Origin of the sequence: Bradyrhizobium sp. HKCCYLS3077, from assembly GCF_051167555.1 — a bacterium.
Taxonomy (GTDB): Bacteria; Pseudomonadota; Alphaproteobacteria; order Rhizobiales; family Xanthobacteraceae; genus Bradyrhizobium.
The window spans coordinates 708,403-723,970 of record NZ_JBNPTH010000004.1 but is presented as its reverse complement, the minus strand read 5'-3'; the positions used below and the strand labels follow the sequence as shown (position 1 = coordinate 723,970).

The 15,568-nt window shown below is 64.6% G+C and carries 18 protein-coding genes; 10 read left to right on the top strand and 8 right to left on the bottom strand.

Features of this window, described 5'->3' with window-relative positions; all coding sequences use genetic code 11:
- The first annotated feature begins 52 nt into the window (after nucleotides 1-52).
- The 3 genes from ACQR0Z_RS19545 to ACQR0Z_RS19535 all read left to right on the top strand — a co-directional run bounded on the left by ACQR0Z_RS19545 (nucleotide 53) and on the right by ACQR0Z_RS19535 (nucleotide 2,636).
- Nucleotides 53-1,333, top strand: a complete 1,281-nt coding sequence (locus ACQR0Z_RS19545; protein ID WP_434919697.1) for an ArgE/DapE family deacylase — start codon at nucleotides 53-55, stop codon at nucleotides 1,331-1,333.
- A gap of 122 nt (nucleotides 1,334-1,455) precedes the next feature.
- The gene (locus tag ACQR0Z_RS19540; RefSeq protein WP_434919696.1) at nucleotides 1,456-1,854 is read left to right on the top strand and encodes a PaaI family thioesterase; all 399 of its coding nucleotides are present in this window, start codon (nucleotides 1,456-1,458) and stop codon (nucleotides 1,852-1,854) included.
- A 128-nt stretch (nucleotides 1,855-1,982) separates the two neighbouring features.
- Complete coding sequence (locus ACQR0Z_RS19535) at nucleotides 1,983-2,636, top strand: GNAT family N-acetyltransferase (protein WP_434861290.1); 654 nt, start codon at nucleotides 1,983-1,985, stop codon at nucleotides 2,634-2,636.
- A 120-nt stretch (nucleotides 2,637-2,756) separates the two neighbouring features.
- Here the strand turns inward: ACQR0Z_RS19535 and ACQR0Z_RS19530 are convergent, their stop codons facing one another.
- The 3 genes from ACQR0Z_RS19530 to ACQR0Z_RS19520 form a co-directional block, all read right to left on the bottom strand.
- Nucleotides 2,757-3,062 carry a hypothetical protein gene (locus ACQR0Z_RS19530; protein WP_434861291.1) on the bottom strand — a complete coding sequence of 102 codons (306 nt, stop codon included), beginning with the start codon at nucleotides 3,060-3,062 and terminating at the stop codon, nucleotides 2,757-2,759.
- A 77-nt stretch (nucleotides 3,063-3,139) separates the two neighbouring features.
- Nucleotides 3,140-3,838, bottom strand: a complete 699-nt coding sequence (locus ACQR0Z_RS19525; RefSeq protein ID WP_434919695.1) for a DUF2161 domain-containing phosphodiesterase — start codon at nucleotides 3,836-3,838, stop codon at nucleotides 3,140-3,142.
- A 91-nt stretch (nucleotides 3,839-3,929) separates the two neighbouring features.
- Nucleotides 3,930-4,610 carry an SDR family oxidoreductase gene (locus tag ACQR0Z_RS19520; protein ID WP_434861293.1) on the bottom strand — a complete coding sequence of 227 codons (681 nt, stop codon included), beginning with the start codon at nucleotides 4,608-4,610 and terminating at the stop codon, nucleotides 3,930-3,932.
- Nucleotides 4,611-4,742: 132 nt separating this feature from the next.
- On the opposite strand from ACQR0Z_RS19520, the gene ACQR0Z_RS19515 reads away from it, so the two are divergent.
- From ACQR0Z_RS19515 to ACQR0Z_RS19505, 3 genes are all read left to right on the top strand, one after another.
- On the top strand, nucleotides 4,743-5,441 hold the full coding sequence (locus ACQR0Z_RS19515; protein WP_434861294.1) for an SGNH/GDSL hydrolase family protein: 699 nt from the start codon (nucleotides 4,743-4,745) through the stop codon (nucleotides 5,439-5,441).
- A 91-nt stretch (nucleotides 5,442-5,532) separates the two neighbouring features.
- Nucleotides 5,533-5,751 (top strand): hypothetical protein, encoded by a 219-nt coding sequence (locus ACQR0Z_RS19510; protein WP_012044361.1) that lies wholly within the window; start codon nucleotides 5,533-5,535, stop codon nucleotides 5,749-5,751.
- Between the two features lie 117 nt (nucleotides 5,752-5,868).
- Nucleotides 5,869-6,564: a hypothetical protein gene (locus ACQR0Z_RS19505; RefSeq protein WP_434919694.1), complete on the top strand. Its 696-nt coding sequence runs from the start codon at nucleotides 5,869-5,871 to the stop codon at nucleotides 6,562-6,564.
- Between the two features lie 9 nt (nucleotides 6,565-6,573).
- Here the strand turns inward: ACQR0Z_RS19505 and ACQR0Z_RS19500 are convergent, their stop codons facing one another.
- A complete protein-coding gene (locus tag ACQR0Z_RS19500) occupies nucleotides 6,574-7,317 on the bottom strand; it encodes a tyrosine-protein phosphatase (protein WP_434919693.1) in 744 nt (247 codons plus the stop codon).
- A gap of 95 nt (nucleotides 7,318-7,412) precedes the next feature.
- Here ACQR0Z_RS19500 and ACQR0Z_RS19495 point away from each other — a divergent pair, with 95 nt between their 5' ends.
- On the top strand, nucleotides 7,413-7,715 hold the full coding sequence (locus ACQR0Z_RS19495) for an MliC family protein (protein WP_434919692.1): 303 nt from the start codon (nucleotides 7,413-7,415) through the stop codon (nucleotides 7,713-7,715).
- Nucleotides 7,716-7,807: 92 nt separating this feature from the next.
- Here the strand turns inward: ACQR0Z_RS19495 and ACQR0Z_RS19490 are convergent, their stop codons facing one another.
- On the bottom strand, nucleotides 7,808-8,002 hold the full coding sequence (locus ACQR0Z_RS19490) for a DUF2735 domain-containing protein (protein ID WP_434861298.1): 195 nt from the start codon (nucleotides 8,000-8,002) through the stop codon (nucleotides 7,808-7,810).
- Between the two features lie 544 nt (nucleotides 8,003-8,546).
- On the opposite strand from ACQR0Z_RS19490, the gene ACQR0Z_RS19485 reads away from it, so the two are divergent.
- The 3 genes from ACQR0Z_RS19485 (at nucleotide 8,547) to abc-f (ending at nucleotide 11,969) form a co-directional block, all read left to right on the top strand.
- Complete coding sequence (locus tag ACQR0Z_RS19485) at nucleotides 8,547-9,581, top strand: glutamine synthetase beta-grasp domain-containing protein (RefSeq protein WP_434861299.1); 1,035 nt, start codon at nucleotides 8,547-8,549, stop codon at nucleotides 9,579-9,581.
- Between the two features lie 204 nt (nucleotides 9,582-9,785).
- The gene (locus ACQR0Z_RS19480) at nucleotides 9,786-10,244 is read left to right on the top strand and encodes a hypothetical protein (RefSeq protein WP_434919691.1); all 459 of its coding nucleotides are present in this window, start codon (nucleotides 9,786-9,788) and stop codon (nucleotides 10,242-10,244) included.
- 102 nt (nucleotides 10,245-10,346) lie between these two features.
- Nucleotides 10,347-11,969: a ribosomal protection-like ABC-F family protein gene (gene abc-f / locus ACQR0Z_RS19475; RefSeq protein WP_434919690.1), complete on the top strand. Its 1,623-nt coding sequence runs from the start codon at nucleotides 10,347-10,349 to the stop codon at nucleotides 11,967-11,969.
- Nucleotides 11,970-11,981: 12 nt separating this feature from the next.
- On the opposite strand, the gene ACQR0Z_RS19470 is transcribed toward abc-f, so the two are convergent.
- The 3 genes from ACQR0Z_RS19470 to ACQR0Z_RS19460 all read right to left on the bottom strand — a co-directional run bounded on the left by ACQR0Z_RS19470 (nucleotide 11,982) and on the right by ACQR0Z_RS19460 (nucleotide 15,422).
- Complete coding sequence (locus ACQR0Z_RS19470) at nucleotides 11,982-12,869, bottom strand: dienelactone hydrolase family protein (RefSeq protein WP_434919689.1); 888 nt, start codon at nucleotides 12,867-12,869, stop codon at nucleotides 11,982-11,984.
- A 19-nt stretch (nucleotides 12,870-12,888) separates the two neighbouring features.
- Nucleotides 12,889-14,985, bottom strand: coding sequence for a PAS domain-containing protein (locus ACQR0Z_RS19465; RefSeq protein WP_434919688.1), 2,097 nt, complete (start codon nucleotides 14,983-14,985; stop codon nucleotides 12,889-12,891).
- A 191-nt stretch (nucleotides 14,986-15,176) separates the two neighbouring features.
- Entirely contained in the window at nucleotides 15,177-15,422 is a 246-nt protein-coding gene (locus ACQR0Z_RS19460; RefSeq protein ID WP_434861304.1) for a hypothetical protein, read from the bottom strand.
- Between the last annotated feature and the right edge of the window lie 146 nt (nucleotides 15,423-15,568).

The following is a 15,568-nucleotide window of genomic DNA, read 5'->3' as shown; positions in this document are numbered from 1 at the left end:
CGCGCGGGATTGTGATTTGCTGCGGCCTTCAGCAATGGGATTTCGGACCAGCATGATTACTTCGGACACCACGCAGCGCATTCTCGACGCAGTCGACGCCGGCTTCGACCGCCAGCTTGCGACCACCAGCGACTTTGTCGCGATCCCCTCGACCCGCGGCGCCGAAGGACCATGCCAGGACATGTTCGGCGATCTCCTGCGCGAACGCGGCTACGAGGTGGACGACTGGCACATCGATCTCGACGAGCTCAAGGACATGCGCGGCTATGGTCCGATCGAGCATGATTTTTCGAAGGCTCGCAGCGTGGTCGGAACCTATCGGCCGGCGACCACGGCCGGACGCTCGCTGATCCTGCAGGGGCATTGCGACGTGGTGCCCGCGGGCCCGCTCGACATGTGGGAGACGCCGCCGTTTTCACCGGTGATCCGCAACGGCCGGATGTATGGCCGCGGCGCCTGCGACATGAAGTCGGGCACGATCGGCGCGCTCTACGCGCTCGATGCGATCAAGGCCGCCGGCCTCAAGCCGACGGCGCGCATCCATCTCCAGTCGGTCATCGAGGAGGAGAGCACCGGCATCGGCGCGCTCTCGACCTTGCAGCGCGGCTATCGCGCCGATGCCTGCTTCATTCCGGAGCCGACCAGTGAGAAGATGGTGCGATCCCAGGTCGGCGTGATCTGGTTCCGCATCAAGGTGCGCGGCATTCCGGCCCATGTGTTCGAGGCGGGTATCGGCGCCAACGCGATCAAGGCGAGCTATCATCTCATCCATGCGCTGGAGAAGCTCGAAGCCGACTGGAACGAGCGCGCCAAGCGCGACCGGCACTTCAAGACGCTGAACCATCCGATCAACTTCAACCCGGGCATCATCAAGGGGGGCGACTGGGCCTCAAGCGTGCCGGCCTGGTGCGACGTCGATTGCCGCATCGCGATCCTGCCGGGCTGGTCGGTCAAGGAATGTCAGAACGAGATCCTCGCCTGCATCGCCGCCGCCTCGCGCGATCATCGCTTCCTCTCCAACAACCCGCCCGTCGTGGAATGGTCCGGCTTCCTCTCGGAAGGCTACGAGCTGACCAACTCGGCCGAGCCCGAAGCCGCGTTCGGCCGCGCCTTCAGTGCGGTCTTCGGCGGCGAAGTGCAGGACCTCGTGTTCACCGCGCTCACGGACACGCGCTTCTACGGCCTCAACTACGACATTCCGAGCCTGTGCTTCGGCGCGACCGGCGCGGCGATGCACGGCTTCAACGAATATGTCGAGATCGACTCGCTGCGCCGCGCGACCAAGACCATGGCCTTGTTCATTGCCGAGTGGTGCGGAATCGAGAAGGCGTGAGCCGGGAGAGTCACCCCGGAAGCAATGACCTCTGAGGTCATTGCTTCCAGTTGGACGCTCGGCTCATCAGATGCGCTGAAGGCACGCGAAGAGGTGCCGTGCGATGAAGAGGAGGGAGAAGCATGACGCCGCTCGACAAGATCAAGTCGATGAAGATGCCGTTCGCGGAACTGAAGGGCGTCGTCTTCACCGAGGCCAGCGCCGAGCGGGTCGTTGCGGTCATGCAGGTGCGTCCCGACCTCTGCACGCTGCATCAGACGATCCATGGTGGCGCCGTCATGGCGCTCGCCGATTCCGTTGGCGCGGCAGCGACGGTCATCAACCTGCCCGAGGACGCCAAGGGCACCACCACCATCGAGAGCAAGACGAACTTCATCGGCGGCGCCAGGGAAGGGACCGTCGTGACCGCGACCGCGACGCCGGTGCATCGGGGCCGCCGGACCCAGGTCTGGCAGACCCGAATCGAGACCGGTGACGGTAAGCTGGTGGCGATCGTGACACAGACCCAGCTCGTGCTGTGATGATTCGTACACAAACGAGTTGTTAACTCACGCGATCCGCGCATGGCCGCATGATCTCACCGTAGAGAGCAGGGCTTGCAATGGATGCTGCGATGCACAATATAGCCCCTGTCTAGGGAAAGACGTCTGTGCGGGAGGGCTTCGAAGAGGAGTCTTTGGCAGTGTCACAGGTAGATACTTTTCGTCCCCGGCCGGGCTTCGGCTATGTGCGGACGCTCAGCCAGCACGAGGAACTGCCGCTGCTGCGCGATCATCTGTTGCGGCTCGATTCAGAAAGCCGGCATGATCGTTTCAACGGCTTCCTCGATGACAGTTTCATCGAACGCTACGCGGCCCGTTGTGCGGCTGACGGCACCATCGTCGTCGCCTACATGGAAAACGGCATGGTGCGCGGCGCAGCCGAATTGCATCCGCCGGAGCAGTCCGAGGACGGGCTTCCGGAGATCGCGTTCAGCGTGGAGTCGTGCGTGCGCCGGCGCGGTGTCGGCAGCCTGCTGTTTCAGCGCGTCATCTCGGAAGCGCGCTGGAAGGGATATCGCAAGCTGCGCGTGACGACGGGATCGCAGAACCACGCCATGCGTGCGCTGGCGCTGAAGTTCGGCGCGCATCTCGCATTCCGCCATGGCGAGTCGACCGGTACGATCGATCTCACCGAGCAACCGCAGGACGAACTGACGAAGCTCGTCATCGACACGCCGATCGCCGCGGCCCGCGCGTTCTTCAACCTGAACCGCGCCTGCTGGAAGCTGATGACGCGCATGTACGACAAGCGCGCCGCTTGATCTGAACGGTTCGGCGACACAAAAAGCGCGGCAGCTTCATGGCTGTCGCGCTTTTGTCGTTTGATGAAGCAGGGCGGATGAAACGAATGCGCGCGCCGGTGAGCTGTGCGCGCAAGCGCCTCAGGTGCCGGTGCGCTTGTCGAAGTTGAAGCGGCGCACCGTGCGGCGCTCGACCACCACGGCGCGCTGCTGCGTGCCCTGGTCGGCGGTGATGACACGGGTGTTGGTGCGCGCGGCGACGCGGCTCGCCTTCTTGACCTCGGGCAGCACCTGCTCGAGCGGCATTCCCATCAGCGCCGAGGCGATCTCGGCCTGGGCCTGGACGTCGTCGGTGATGCCTGACGCCGCGAAGATCGCCTCCTCCAAAGTCGGGGGATCACGCCTGACGCGACGCGTACCGTACTTGGTGTTCCAATCTTCGCTCATGGTGGCCTCGTGAATCGTCCGGGATACCTAGAAGCAGCATTGTTGCATTGCAATATAAAATCCGCTGGGCAGCCCAGCTATGCATTCACCATGTCGCGATCCGGCAACGCTGCCGTGGGCATGTGGATATCCTGAGGCCACCGGCGCAAGGCCGCGTGTCCAGCTTTCGTCAGTCCGTACACGCCGCGCTCGGCGCGATCGAACCAGCCATAGACGTTGCGCTGGAGGATCTTCGATGCGTCCGGAATGTCGGCGCGCAGATCCTTGATGCGCTTCGGTCCATCGGATAGGGCCGAAGCGCAGGCCAGCGCCTGCTGGCGGTATGCGGTCATGATCGGCGCGCGCGTCGATCCTCCGGCGACGGGGTCGCCCTTGCGGCGCTGATGCTCGATCACCAGACGCGAGCGCTTCTTCGGGTTCTTGCGCGGCGCTGTCGTGGGCGGCGGGACCAGCACCTCGACCTGGCCCGCTGATGTGACGGCCAGCATGCCGAAGCCGAGGCGGCGGCACAGGTTGCGATAACGCGCGTCGCTTTCCCGGCCCTTGCCGCGCGCGGACAGATTGGCCGCGACCCAGACCTCGTCGCAGGCGCCGGCACGATCGACCGCCTGAAGCAGCAGTTCGAGGTTGAAGGCCTGCTTCAGCTCGCAGATCACGACCACCGGCGGATCATCGCCCTTCAGCCCGACGACGTCGCAGCCGCCGACCTCGCCCTTGACCAGGAAGCCAAGGTTTTCGAGGAAGCGTTTGACGGGGAGGTAGAGCGCGGTTTCCAAGGGCGGTCCATGAGTGCGACTCAGCGCGCGCGAGTCTAGCCCGGCGAGACTCGTCGTGTCAGCGTCCAGTATTCGATGTGACGCGCGGGCTCTACACCCGGCCAACCACCGGTATCAGCGCGCCGGTCACGCCGCTTGCGGCGTCACTGGCCAGGAACAAAATGACCTCCGCGAGTTCCTGCGGTGTCACCCATTTGTCGAAATCGGCCTTCGGCATGCTGGCGCGGTTGGCCGGCGTATCGATCGTCGAGGGCAGCACCGCGTTGACGGTGATCTTGCCCTTCCATTCGGCAGCCAGCGCCTCGGTCAGCCGATGCACGCCCGACTTGGAGGCAGCATAAGGACCCATGCCGGCGCCGGCCTGCAGCGCGCCCATCGCGCCGATGTTGACGATGCGTCCCGTATTGGAGCGCACCAGATGCGGAATGGCGGCGCGGGAGGCGTGCAGCGCGGTCATCAGGTTGCGTGCATGCATCTTGTCCCAGACGCTGTCGTCGCCCTCGGCGGTGGTCTCGAATGCAAATGCGCCGGCGATGTTGATCAGGGCGTCCAGCGTGCCGAAATGGGCGGCCACGGAGTCGATGGCGACCTTGGCCTGGTCCGGATCGGAGAGATCGACGCCTCCCAGTTCGATGCGGTCGTCGCTTGCCGGAATTTCAGCCTGCGCGTGATCGATCCCGGCCACATGCGCGCCGCGCGCCAGCGCGAGGTCGGCAACGCTGCGCCCGAGCGCTCCTTGCGCACCGGTAATGACAATCACTGCTCCGTTCATTCCGTCCCTGGTCCCCGTTCACACGCCCCGCAGCGCCACCGTCTAATACTATTGGCAAGCCGACGAGTTGCAATGGCTGCGCGGACGCGGCATGGAATTGCAATCAGAGAGCGTGGTTTGCCAGGGGTGACCATGACCGCGGCACAAGACATCGATTTTCCCGACGTTTTTATTACTTTCCCTCATTCGATCAGACATTTCCGGCAAAGTCTGGAGATCAGGCGCAAGACCCGGATCGTGGCGCTGGGTTCGTCGTCCACGGCTGGCACAAATGACATCGTCGCATTTCCGGCCCGTCTCGAGCAGTCGCTGCGCAAGGCAAACTTCGGCTGCATGATCGACGTTATCAATCGCGGCATCGGCGGACAGGAGTCTCCCGAGGAACTGTCGCGCTTCGAAAATGACGTGATCGCCGAGAATCCTTCCCTCGTCATCTGGCAGGTCGGCACCAATGCGGCCTATCGGCCTGAGGTCTACAGTCCCGATGCCGTCGAGGCGGCGTTGCGGCGTGGCCTGCAATGGTTGGCCGGGCTATCCGTCGAGGTCATCGTCATGGACCTGCAATACACGGCAGCGATCGTGACCTATCAGAACCGCCTCGACCGGGCCGAGGAGATCCAGCGGCGGATAGAAAAGGTTACGTCGGCTGCCAAGGTCAATCTCTTCCGGCGCTGGGACCTGATGAAGGGCTGGCACAAGACCGGCAAGATCCCACTGTCGGCGCTCGACGACGGGCACGACGATCGCCTTCATCTGAGCGAAGCGGCCACGGCGAAGATCAGCTTGATTCTGGCCCGTGCCATCATGGCGACGCCAGCGCCGCTGGCCTGATCGCTAAAATTTTCCGGACTTTCGTAAGTGGATCGCCAGCGTGGACGGCTAGCCTGACGCTGTGCCGCTTGAGGGGCGTTGGAGCTTTGTCATGATGAGACATCTGCCGGACCATGGTTTGCCGCTGGTGCAGTTGAAGGAGCAGCGTCGCGATCTCGTGGTGGCCTTGCAGAACCGTGCGGGTCCGGTCACCGGCTGGGAATTGATGCAGATCGCGGCTGTGCAACAGGCGATTTCCGCCTTCGAGGAGGTGATTGCCGATCTCGATGCCATGGAAGCTGCCGAAACGGCCGACATCGAGGCGGCCTGATCGACGCGCGCGAGCGCGTCTGACCACCGCTCGCTCGTCCTTCAGCGAATACAGCAGTTGCAAGACCGCAAAAGTCCGGCGTGCGCCCCATGGGCCCTGCAGCTAACATGCTGCGCCATGCGCCGCCTCGCCACCCTCGTCGCCGTTGCCTTCCAGACACTCTCGTCGTGTCTCGCCGCTGGGGCGGCCTGCATCCCTGATCAGTCGCGCAGCTTCATCTGCGGCGAGGGCAGGGATGCCATTTGGGTCTTTCCTGACACCATCGCTCCGTCGCGCAAGCTCGCTTTCGGCTGGCGAACGTCAGCCGGACTGCCGTCGGGCCAGGCCGAGCCGCCTGGTGACGTCGAGAATGTGCTGATCAAACTGCCGGAGGGCGACGTTCTCGGCCGGCTCGGGGGCGCCTATTGGGCGACCGGCGAAATGCGGGCGAACCGCTACGACTTGGTTGCGGCCTGGTCGCCGGACAGCCGAGCGGTGGTCGAAGTCGCGAACAGCCGCTGGCAAACCGACTCGTTCCGGTTCTACGCGATCAGCGATTCGTCGGTCGTCGCGCTCGACCTTCACGATCTGACAGAAGGCGCTGTCCGCGCCAGGAGCCCGCAAACATCCGACAAGAGCCGTGTGTTTCGGATTCGGGAGGATCTGCCGGTGAAGCTCGGCGCCGACGGGCATCTCAGCTTCGCGGCGATGTTGTTCATTCCAAAGAGCGCGAAGCCAGCGCTCGGCTTCCGGGTGGAGATGACGATCAGGACCGTCAAGTCCGCCGCTGCGGCGCGCATCGTGACAGTCGAGCGCGCCAAGCTGCCTGATTGAAAGGGCGCCTCATGCCGTAAGGTAGCGCTCCCGCAACGCCGCGCGCGCCGGATCGTCGAGACCGAGGCCATCACCCAGATAGGTGTCGATGTCACCGAAATCGTCGCGCATGGTGTCGAATGCCGCCTCCAGGAACGAGGCCTGCACCGTCCCGATCGCCTGGAAGACTTCGAGGGGGAGATCAGGGTGGGCCACGCCCTCGCGGCGATACAATTCGTTGGTCAGCAGGTAGTCCTGCAGAATGATCTCGTGGGGGACGTCGAGCGCCTTCAGGATGAGCGCACACGCGACGCCCGTGCGGTCCTTGCCGGCTGTACAATGGATCACCAGGGGAGCGTCGTCCTGGATGAGATGATCGAACAGCGCGCGGAAGCGGGGCGTGTAGCTGCGGATGTAGTTGCGATACGACTCCCGCATGAGGTCCAAGGCAGCCTCGGCCGTGAGCTGCCCGGCCGCTGCCCGCGCCCGCAAGGCGGGAACGACGCTCGGCTCGATCGGCACGGAGCGCACGCTGATCTCGTCAAGCGCGCAGACGCCGGCCAAACGCTCGTCGCGCCCACGGAAGTCGAAGGCCGTGCGGATGCCGAGCCCGCGCACGGCTGCGATGTCGGTCTCCGTCAATTGGCCGAGATGGTTCGACCGAAACAGCTGCCGCCAGCGCACATGCCCGCCAGCGCGGCTTGGATACCCGCCCAGATCTCTGAAGTTGCTGGCGCCGTGAAGGCCGAGATGGCGGGGCTGAGGATCGGACATTCCGGTAGTCTATGACACGCAGGCTTCCTGTGCGAAAGTTCGTGCGCGCTGTTTTCAGCGGGGAAGCGCATGCGTAGCAGAGAGCAGGGGGCTCGATGAAGTGGATCATGACCACAGCCGTGTGGTTCGCAGCGTTCGCGGGCGCTGCGGTGCCTGCGGTCGCGCAGTCTGTCACGAGCTATGGCTGCGCCGACGGCACGCGATTCATCGTCGGCTTCTATCCTCACGATGCCCGGGCCTTCATGCAGATCGACGGCGGCGAGGTGACGCTGGCGCGCAGAATGGCCGTGTCGGGCCAACGTTATGCGGGCGGCGGTGTCACGTTGATCCTGACCCGCGACGGCCGGACCATGATCCGGCATGCGCGGCGGCCCGCGGCCGTTTGCGAGCGATTGTAGCACATCCGGACAGGATCAAAAAGCAAAGGGCCGCAACCTCATCGGTGCGGCCCTTCAGCAGTGGCGCGATTGCGTCAACGTACAGCCTGACATTAGCGATCCCATGCCGGCTTGGCTTCCTGGATGGCCTCGTCGTGATACCAGCTGCCGCTGTAGATCGTCGGTTGGATTGACGGCGCAACCGTCCGCGCAGACGTTACTCCGGGTGAGCGGGGCGCAACACCGGCCCGCCCTCCGCGCGGAAATTGATAGATCCGTGCGGATCCCTCGTTCACATTGGTGTCCATACTCCAAGTCTCCTTCCCATCGGGCAATGATGATGGTGCGCCCGACTCGTTCTCTTGTGGTTACCACTTGCGATATCGGCGGCTGCCCCGGGGAATGCAATATGATGAAAACGAAATCACATTTTGCGCATTTCTTAGGCATTCATGGATTTGCCTCCTGCAAAGCAACGGGCACCTGACTAACCCTTGAGCCGGACTGAAGGTTGCGAGGATTGGCGGTAATCTTTTCAAAAATGTCGAGGAACTGCTGACGCCTTGTTCGCGGCGTTTTTTGCGCCGCCGCAATGCCAAGGAATCAAGCGGGTTTTTGACAACACCGTTCCGTCGCCATGCGCTCCGTGCAATCCCGGGCGCGCCGCTTTGCCGCACCCTGTGAGTGTGCCGGTAGGGCCGTGGGGGGCCGGGATTGCGCGCCTTGCCTGCGGCGGGAGGTCGCGGCAGTTGGCACGTTCCGTGCTTAAGAGTGCGCTGGCCGATCGTGGCCGGGTAAGCGGGGAGCCTTCGATTGCTGGGCTCCCACCTTTCGATAAGACAGAGAGGCTCAATGACGAAATACAAGCTCGAGTACATCTGGCTCGACGGCTACAAGCCGGTGCCGAATTTGCGCGGCAAGACACAGATCAAGGAATTTTCCTCTTTCCCGACCCTGGAACAGCTGCCTCTTTGGGGCTTCGACGGCTCGTCGACGATGCAGGCCGAAGGCCATAGCTCCGACTGCGTGCTGAAGCCGGTCGCCGTGTATCCCGATGCCGGCCGTACCAACGGCGTGCTGGTGATGTGCGAAGTCATGATGCCCGACGGCAAGACCCCGCATCCGTCGAACGCCCGCGCGACCATCCTGGATGATCCGGATGCATGGTTCGGCTTCGAGCAGGAGTACTTCTTCTACAAGGACGGCCGTCCGCTCGGCTTCCCCGAGTATGGCTATCCGGCTCCGCAGGGTCCGTACTACACCGGCGTCGGCTTCAAGAATGTCGGCGACGTCGCCCGCAAGATCGTCGAAGAGCATCTCGACCTCTGCCTCGCGGCTGGCATCAACCACGAAGGCATCAACGCCGAGGTGGCGAAGGGCCAGTGGGAGTTCCAGGTGTTCGGCAAGGGCTCGCGTACCGCCGCCGACCAGATGTGGATGGCCCGCTACCTGATGCTGCGCCTGACCGAGAAGTACGGCATCGACATCGAGTTCCACTGCAAGCCGCTCGGCGACACCGACTGGAACGGCTCGGGCATGCACTGCAACTTCTCGACCAAGCACATGCGCGAAGTCGGCGGCAAGGAGTACTTCGAGAAGCTGATGGACGCCTTCAAGGAGGCCCGCGCCGACCACATCGCCGTGTACGGTCCGGACAACCACATGCGTCTGACCGGCAAGCACGAGACCGCTTCGATCGACACCTTCAGCTGGGGTGTGGCCGACCGTGGCGCCTCGATCCGCGTGCCGCATTCGTTCGTGAACAACGCCTATAAGGGCTATCTGGAAGACCGTCGTCCGAACTCGCAGGGCGACCCCTACCAGATCGCGTCTCAGGTCCTGAAGACGATCGCGACGGTTCCGACCGGCGCGAAAGCCGCAGCCTAAGACGCCGAACATCATACCCCGGGGCCGGGGCTGACGTGATGATCCGCCGGAGCAGCCGCTCCGGCGGATCATTCGTTTTAAAGGTCGGTCGGCCGAGGCCAAGCCGGTATGGCCGCCCTTGATCAATCGCAAGTCCCGTGCGCTGGGACGGCGGTATGTCCATCTCGGATCGCAGTGGTTCGGATCTGGGAAGCGAGGGATCGAATGACGTATCGCAAGTGGGCTGCAGGTGTGGCGCTGGCCTGTTCGATCGTGTCGCTCGCGGCGGTGCCATCGCGCTCCAGTGCAGACCAATATCTGCCGCGTCTCGGCGACATCATGAATCTGGTGCAGGTCAGGCACGCCAAGCTGTGGTTCGCCGGCCAAGCCAAGAACTGGGATCTGGCCGGCTATGAGCTGGCCCAGTTGAAGCAAAGCCTCACCGATGCGGCGATCTTCTATACGGGTCTTCCGGTGAACAACGTGACGACCCTGAGCCAGCCGATCCAGTCGATTTCGGACGCGATCGCCGCCAAGGACGGCAAGCGCTTCGCCTCCGCCGTGACCGAGCTGACCTCGGGCTGCAATGCGTGCCACGCCACGATGGATCGCGGTTACGTCGCCATTCGAATCCCCACCGACAAGCCGTTCGGCAACCAGGATTTCCGGCCGCAGGGGCGGTGACAGGGGCCGCCGGAGGCGAAAGTTGCGGTGCAAAATTGCGCCTTCCACCGGGGGCGCGCATCGACTAAGAGCGGCGGCATCCCGTCCACCGCCTGAGCCCACATGATCCGCCTCGATAACATCAGCAAGCAAGTCGGCCACCAGATCCTGTTCATCGAAGCGTCCGCCGCGCTCCAGCGCGGCGAGAAGATCGGGCTGGTCGGCCCCAACGGCGCCGGCAAGTCGACGCTGTTCCGGATGATCTCGGGCCGCGACCAGCCGGATGAGGGCCAGGTGTCGACCGATCGCGGCATCTCGATCGGCTATTTCAATCAGGACGTCGGCGAGATGTCCGGCCGCAGCGCCGTGGCCGAGGTGATGGACGGGGCAGGGCCGGTATCGTCGGTCGCCGCCGAGCTCAAGGAGCTCGAGGCGGCGATGGCCGATCCGGAGCGTGCCGACGAGATGGACGAGATCATCGCGCGCTATGGCGAGGTGCTGGCGCGGTTCGAGGAACTCGACGGCTACGCGCTGGACAGCCGCGCCCGCGAGGCGCTGGCCGGCCTCGGCTTCTCCGAGGAGATGATGGACAAGGACGTCGGCCTCTTGTCCGGCGGCTGGAAGATGCGCGTCGCGCTGGCCCGCATCCTGCTGATGCGTCCCGATGTCATGCTGCTCGACGAGCCGTCGAACCATCTCGATCTCGAAAGCCTGATCTGGCTGGAGCACTTTCTCAAGGGTTACGAGGGCGCGCTGCTGATGACCTCGCACGATCGCGAGTTCATCAACCGCATCATCAACAAGGTCATCGAGATCGACGCCGGCCAGCTGACGACCTATTCGGGCGACTATGACTTCTACGAGCAGCAGCGGGCGCTGAACGAGAAGCAGCAGCAGGCGCAGTATGAGCGCCAGCAGGCGATGCTCGCCAAGGAGATCAAGTTCATCGAGCGCTTCAAGGCGCGGGCGTCGCACGCGGCCCAGGTGCAGAGCCGGGTCAAGAAGCTCGACAAGATCGAGCGCGTCGAGCCGCCGAAGCGACGGCAAACCGTGGCGTTCGACTTCCTGCCGGCACCGCGGTCGGGCGAGGACGTGGTGGCGCTGAAGAAGGTGTCCAAGAGCTATGGCAGCCGCCGCATCTATGAGGGGCTGGATTTCACGATCCGCCGCCGCGAGCGCTGGTGCGTGATGGGCGTCAACGGCGCCGGCAAATCGACCTTGCTGAAGCTCATCGCCGGCACGGCCGAGCCCGATGACGGCTCGGTGACGATCGGCGGCAGCGTCAAGATGGGCTACTTCGCGCAGCACGCGATGGATCTCCTGGACGGCGAGGACACCGTGTTCGAGTCGCTGGAGCATTCGTTCCCGCAGGCCGGCCAAGGCTCGCTGCGCGCGCTGGCGGGCTGCTTCGGCTTCTCGGGCGATGACGTCGAGAAGCGCTGCCGGGTGCTGTCGGGCGGCGAGAAGGCGCGGCTGGTGATGGCCAAGATGCTCTATGATCCGCCGAACTTCCTGGTGCTGGACGAGCCGACCAACCATCTGGACATGGCGACCAAGGAGATGCTGATCGCCGCGCTGTCGAACTTCGAGGGCACAATGCTGTTCGTCTCGCACGACCGACACTTTCTCGCCGCGCTGTCCAACCGCGTGCTGGAGCTGACACCGGACGGGCTGCATCAATATGGCGGCGGCTACACCGAATATGTCGCGCGTAGCGGCCACGAGGCGCCTGGCTTGCGCAGCTGATCGTTCGTCCCTTCATTGTTTGACCCATTCGAAGGCCAGCGGGGCGGCACGACGCAGCGTGTCGTCCATCGCCGGGCCGTTGCCCGGAATCGACTGCCGGCTGGCGGCCGGCTCATCGAAGCCGTGCGTCGCGCCGGGGTAGATCGTGACATCGATCGCCGTGCCGGCTTGCCGGGACCGATCGGCCATCGCGCTGCACAGCGTCGGTGACACCTCCTCGTCGTCGGCCGCGAGAAACAGCTGGATCGGCACGCGCGAGGTGAGCGTCGGGCCGAGCAGCGATTTGTCGCCGCAGCCGGGGTAGAACACCAGCGCGCCGCGAAAACCTGCTGTCTGCGTGCCCTGGCGGAACAACACGTTCAGACTGGTGCTGCCGCCGTTGGACCAGCCCTGCAGCAGGATGCGGCTCTGCGTGACGTCACCGCGCTGGCGCAGATAGGCCAGGGCGCCCTCGGCGTCGAGCGGCCGCACCGTCCGTTCATTGACATCGTCGCGGTCGGCATCGTCATGGGTGTGACGGCCGAAGCCGTGCGCCTTGCCGCGCGGTCCGAAACTGTCGGGCAGCAGCGCCACGTAGCCGCGCTCCGCCCAGTAGTTGCCCCACATCATGTGTCGCTTCGACAGCGAGCCGGCATTGCAGGGCGAAGCCGGTGCGGTGCGGGCGACGAGCGAGCAATCCTTGTTGACGTTCGACGAGTAGGGGCCGCCGCGTCCATGCAGCATGACGATCGCAGGGAAGGGACCCTTGCCCGCCGGCTTGAACAGATAGCCCGTCAGCTCAGTGCCGTCGCCGCTGGTAAAGTAGACCGTCTCCGGCGCCGCGGCGAATGCCGATCGCGATAGCAACAGCGCCAACAGGCTAAGTCCTGCAACGGCCGCATGCCGCCAGAGCGGGATCATCGGTGACCTCTCTCCATCTTCAGCTCTCCAGCATCTCCCTGACGCGTCCTGCCAGCGCCTCGACATCGAACGGCTTGGTCAGCACCTGCATGCCCGGCGCAAGCTGGCCGCTGCCGAGGATCGCATTCTCGGCATAGCCGGTGATGAACAGCACCTTGAGGTCCGGCCGCGTCGCGCGCGCGGCGTCGGCGAGCTGGCGGCCGTTCATGCCGCCGGGCAGGCCCACATCGGTCACCAGCAGATCGATCTGCGCATTCGACTGCAGCGCGGCCAGTCCGGTCGGCCCGTCCTTGGCCTCGATCACGGCATAGCCGCGCTCGTCGAGCACCTCCATCACCAGCATCCGCACCGTCGGCTCGTCATCGACGACGAGAATGGTCTGTCCGGTTCGCGCCGACGTCGCGGCGCTTGCCTGCGCAAGATCAGTGGCTTCCGCCTCGCCGACATAATGGCGCGGGAAATAGAGACACATCGTCGTGCCCTGATCGATTTCGGAATAGATCCGCACCTGTCCGCCGGATTGGCGCACGAAGCCATAGACCATCGACAGGCCAAGGCCCGTGCCCTGGCCGATCGGCTTGGTCGTGAAGAACGGATCGAAGGCGTGCTCGATCACGTCGGGCGTCATGCCGGTGCCGGTATCGGTGACGCAGAGAGAGATGTATTGGCCGGGCGGCAGGTCGCGCTCGCGCGCAGCACGGTCGTCGAGCCATTTGTTGGCGGTCTCGATCGTGATGCGGCCGCCCTCGGGCATCGCGTCGCGCGCATTGATGCAGAGATTGAGCAGGGCGCTTTCGAGTTGCGAGGAATCGATCAGCGCCGGCCAGAGACCGCCGGCGGTCACCACTTCGAGATGAACCTGCGGGCCGACGGTGCGGCGGACCAGTTCCTCCATACCCATCACCAGCCGGTTGACGTCGGTGGGCTTGGGATCGAGCGTCTGGCGGCGCGAGAACGCCAGCAGGCGGTGCGTCAAGGACGCCGCGCGCTTCGAGGCGCCCTGGGCGGCGGCGACATAGCGGTCGACCTCGGAGAAACGGCCTTGCCGCATCCGCGTCTGCAACATTTCCAGCGAGCCCATGATGCCGGTCAGCAGATTGTTGAAGTCATGGGCGATGCCGCCGGTGAGTTGCCCGACCGCCTCCATCTTCTGCGACTGGCGCAGCGCCTCCTCGGCCTCCCGCAGCCGCGCCTGCTCGCGCAGACGCTCGGTGACGTCATAGGCGAACTGATGGGCGCCGATCTGCTGTCCGGTGGCGTCGCGCAGCCCGGAGAAACGCAGCTCGTAGAAACGGCGGTCGCGGCCGCTCACACCGAACTCGCCGACCTCGACGAATTCCTCGCCCGCCAGGGCGCGCGACCAGACGGCGCGGACGGCAGCCTGGTGCTCGGGAAGATGGTTGAAGAGCGCGACCAGATCGTCGCCGACTTTCGGCTGCAGGCCGAAGATGCGTTCGAACTCCTGGGTGGCGGCGCCGTTGATCGCGATCAGCCGGAACTGCATGTCGACGACCTGCACGAAGGCGTTGGTGCCCTCGACGATGTCGGCGAGCAGCTTGCGCTCGGCCAAGGCGGCGACGACGCGCGCCTCCAGGGTGTCGTTGATCTCCTGCAGCGCGGCCTCGGCGCGCTTGCGCGCTGTAATGTCCTGGAACAGCACCGCGACCTGCCGCCTCGTGGCCGGCTCGACCCTGAAGGCCGCGAGCTCGAGGTAGCGGCCGGTCGCGACCAGCTCGCGCTCGAAGCGGATCGGCTCACCGGTGCGCAACACGCCGCCATACAGCTCAACCCAGCCGTCGGCTTCATCGGGCACCATCTCGCGCACCTTCTGTCCGACAACGTTCGGAATGCCGGCATGCAGCGCATAGGCCGGATTGGCCTCGACATGGACGTAGTCGCTGAGCGGGCCGTGCGGGCCGTCGAAGAACTCGATGATGCAGAAGCCTTCATCGATCGAGTTGAACAGCGTGCGGTAGCGCTCCTCGCTTTCGGCGAGGGCCGTTTCGGCTTCGGCGCGCTTGCCGGCGTCGGCGGCGAACCGCGCCTTCAGGCGGGCATTCTCGGTTTCAAGCTCCAGCAGGCGCTGGCGGAGCGCGTCGGCCTCCACGGAACTCACGCGGTACAGGCCTCGTTCGGCGTCGACATCAGGATGGTGGTGAAGGACATGAGCAGCTCGATGTGGAGTTCGGCTGACAATATACCATGTCAAAGAAGGCTGCGGTACGCTCCCTCCGATGGAACCTGCGGGATGGTTGTCAATCACCCCGCCGGCTTCCCGGCGGGGTGTCAGTGTCGCGAGCGGATCTCTCAGCCGCCAGCCTCGCACTTCTTCATGAAGCTGGTCTTGGCAGCGCCGGCGAGTTTCTTGCCGTCGGAGCCGACCGCCTTCACCTCGCAGGCATCGGCCATGCACTTCTTCATGAAAGAGGTCTTGGCCGCGCCGGACAGCGCCTTGCCGTCCTTGCCGACGGCCTTGGTCTCGCAGCTGTCCTCGGCGAAGGCGGAACCGGCGGCGAAGGTCGCGAGCGCGGCAATCAGGAAAAACTTCTTCATGAGCGTGTCTCCTTGGGACAATCAATGCGGCGGATGGGAGCCGCAAATCTTGGCGCGATCAAGTTTCGCATTCCGGCTATCACCTGAAATCCGGCGGATGCGGCTGTCGCTCATCAGCATGCTACCGATGACGCCGCTGTGACGCG

Excerpts from the sequence above, each read along its gene's own strand:
- ACQR0Z_RS19545 (WP_434919697.1), top strand. The coding sequence starts at position 53 with ATGATTACTTCGGACACCACGCAGCGCATTCTCGACGCAGTCGACGCC.
- ACQR0Z_RS19540 (WP_434919696.1), top strand. The coding sequence starts at position 1,456 with ATGACGCCGCTCGACAAGATCAAGTCGATGAAGATGCCGTTCGCGGAA.
- ACQR0Z_RS19530 (WP_434861291.1), bottom strand. The coding sequence starts at position 3,062 with ATGAGCGAAGATTGGAACACCAAGTACGGTACGCGTCGCGTCAGGCGT.
- ACQR0Z_RS19520 (WP_434861293.1), bottom strand. The coding sequence starts at position 4,610 with ATGAACGGAGCAGTGATTGTCATTACCGGTGCGCAAGGAGCGCTCGGG.
- ACQR0Z_RS19515 (WP_434861294.1), top strand. The coding sequence starts at position 4,743 with ATGACCGCGGCACAAGACATCGATTTTCCCGACGTTTTTATTACTTTC.
- ACQR0Z_RS19510 (WP_012044361.1), top strand. The coding sequence starts at position 5,533 with ATGATGAGACATCTGCCGGACCATGGTTTGCCGCTGGTGCAGTTGAAG.
- ACQR0Z_RS19505 (WP_434919694.1), top strand. The coding sequence starts at position 5,869 with ATGCGCCGCCTCGCCACCCTCGTCGCCGTTGCCTTCCAGACACTCTCG.
- ACQR0Z_RS19500 (WP_434919693.1), bottom strand. The coding sequence starts at position 7,317 with ATGTCCGATCCTCAGCCCCGCCATCTCGGCCTTCACGGCGCCAGCAAC.
- ACQR0Z_RS19495 (WP_434919692.1), top strand. The coding sequence starts at position 7,413 with ATGAAGTGGATCATGACCACAGCCGTGTGGTTCGCAGCGTTCGCGGGC.
- ACQR0Z_RS19490 (WP_434861298.1), bottom strand. The coding sequence starts at position 8,002 with ATGGACACCAATGTGAACGAGGGATCCGCACGGATCTATCAATTTCCG.
- ACQR0Z_RS19485 (WP_434861299.1), top strand. The coding sequence starts at position 8,547 with ATGACGAAATACAAGCTCGAGTACATCTGGCTCGACGGCTACAAGCCG.
- ACQR0Z_RS19480 (WP_434919691.1), top strand. The coding sequence starts at position 9,786 with ATGACGTATCGCAAGTGGGCTGCAGGTGTGGCGCTGGCCTGTTCGATC.
- abc-f (WP_434919690.1), top strand. The coding sequence starts at position 10,347 with ATGATCCGCCTCGATAACATCAGCAAGCAAGTCGGCCACCAGATCCTG.
- ACQR0Z_RS19470 (WP_434919689.1), bottom strand. The coding sequence starts at position 12,869 with ATGATCCCGCTCTGGCGGCATGCGGCCGTTGCAGGACTTAGCCTGTTG.
- ACQR0Z_RS19460 (WP_434861304.1), bottom strand. The coding sequence starts at position 15,422 with ATGAAGAAGTTTTTCCTGATTGCCGCGCTCGCGACCTTCGCCGCCGGT.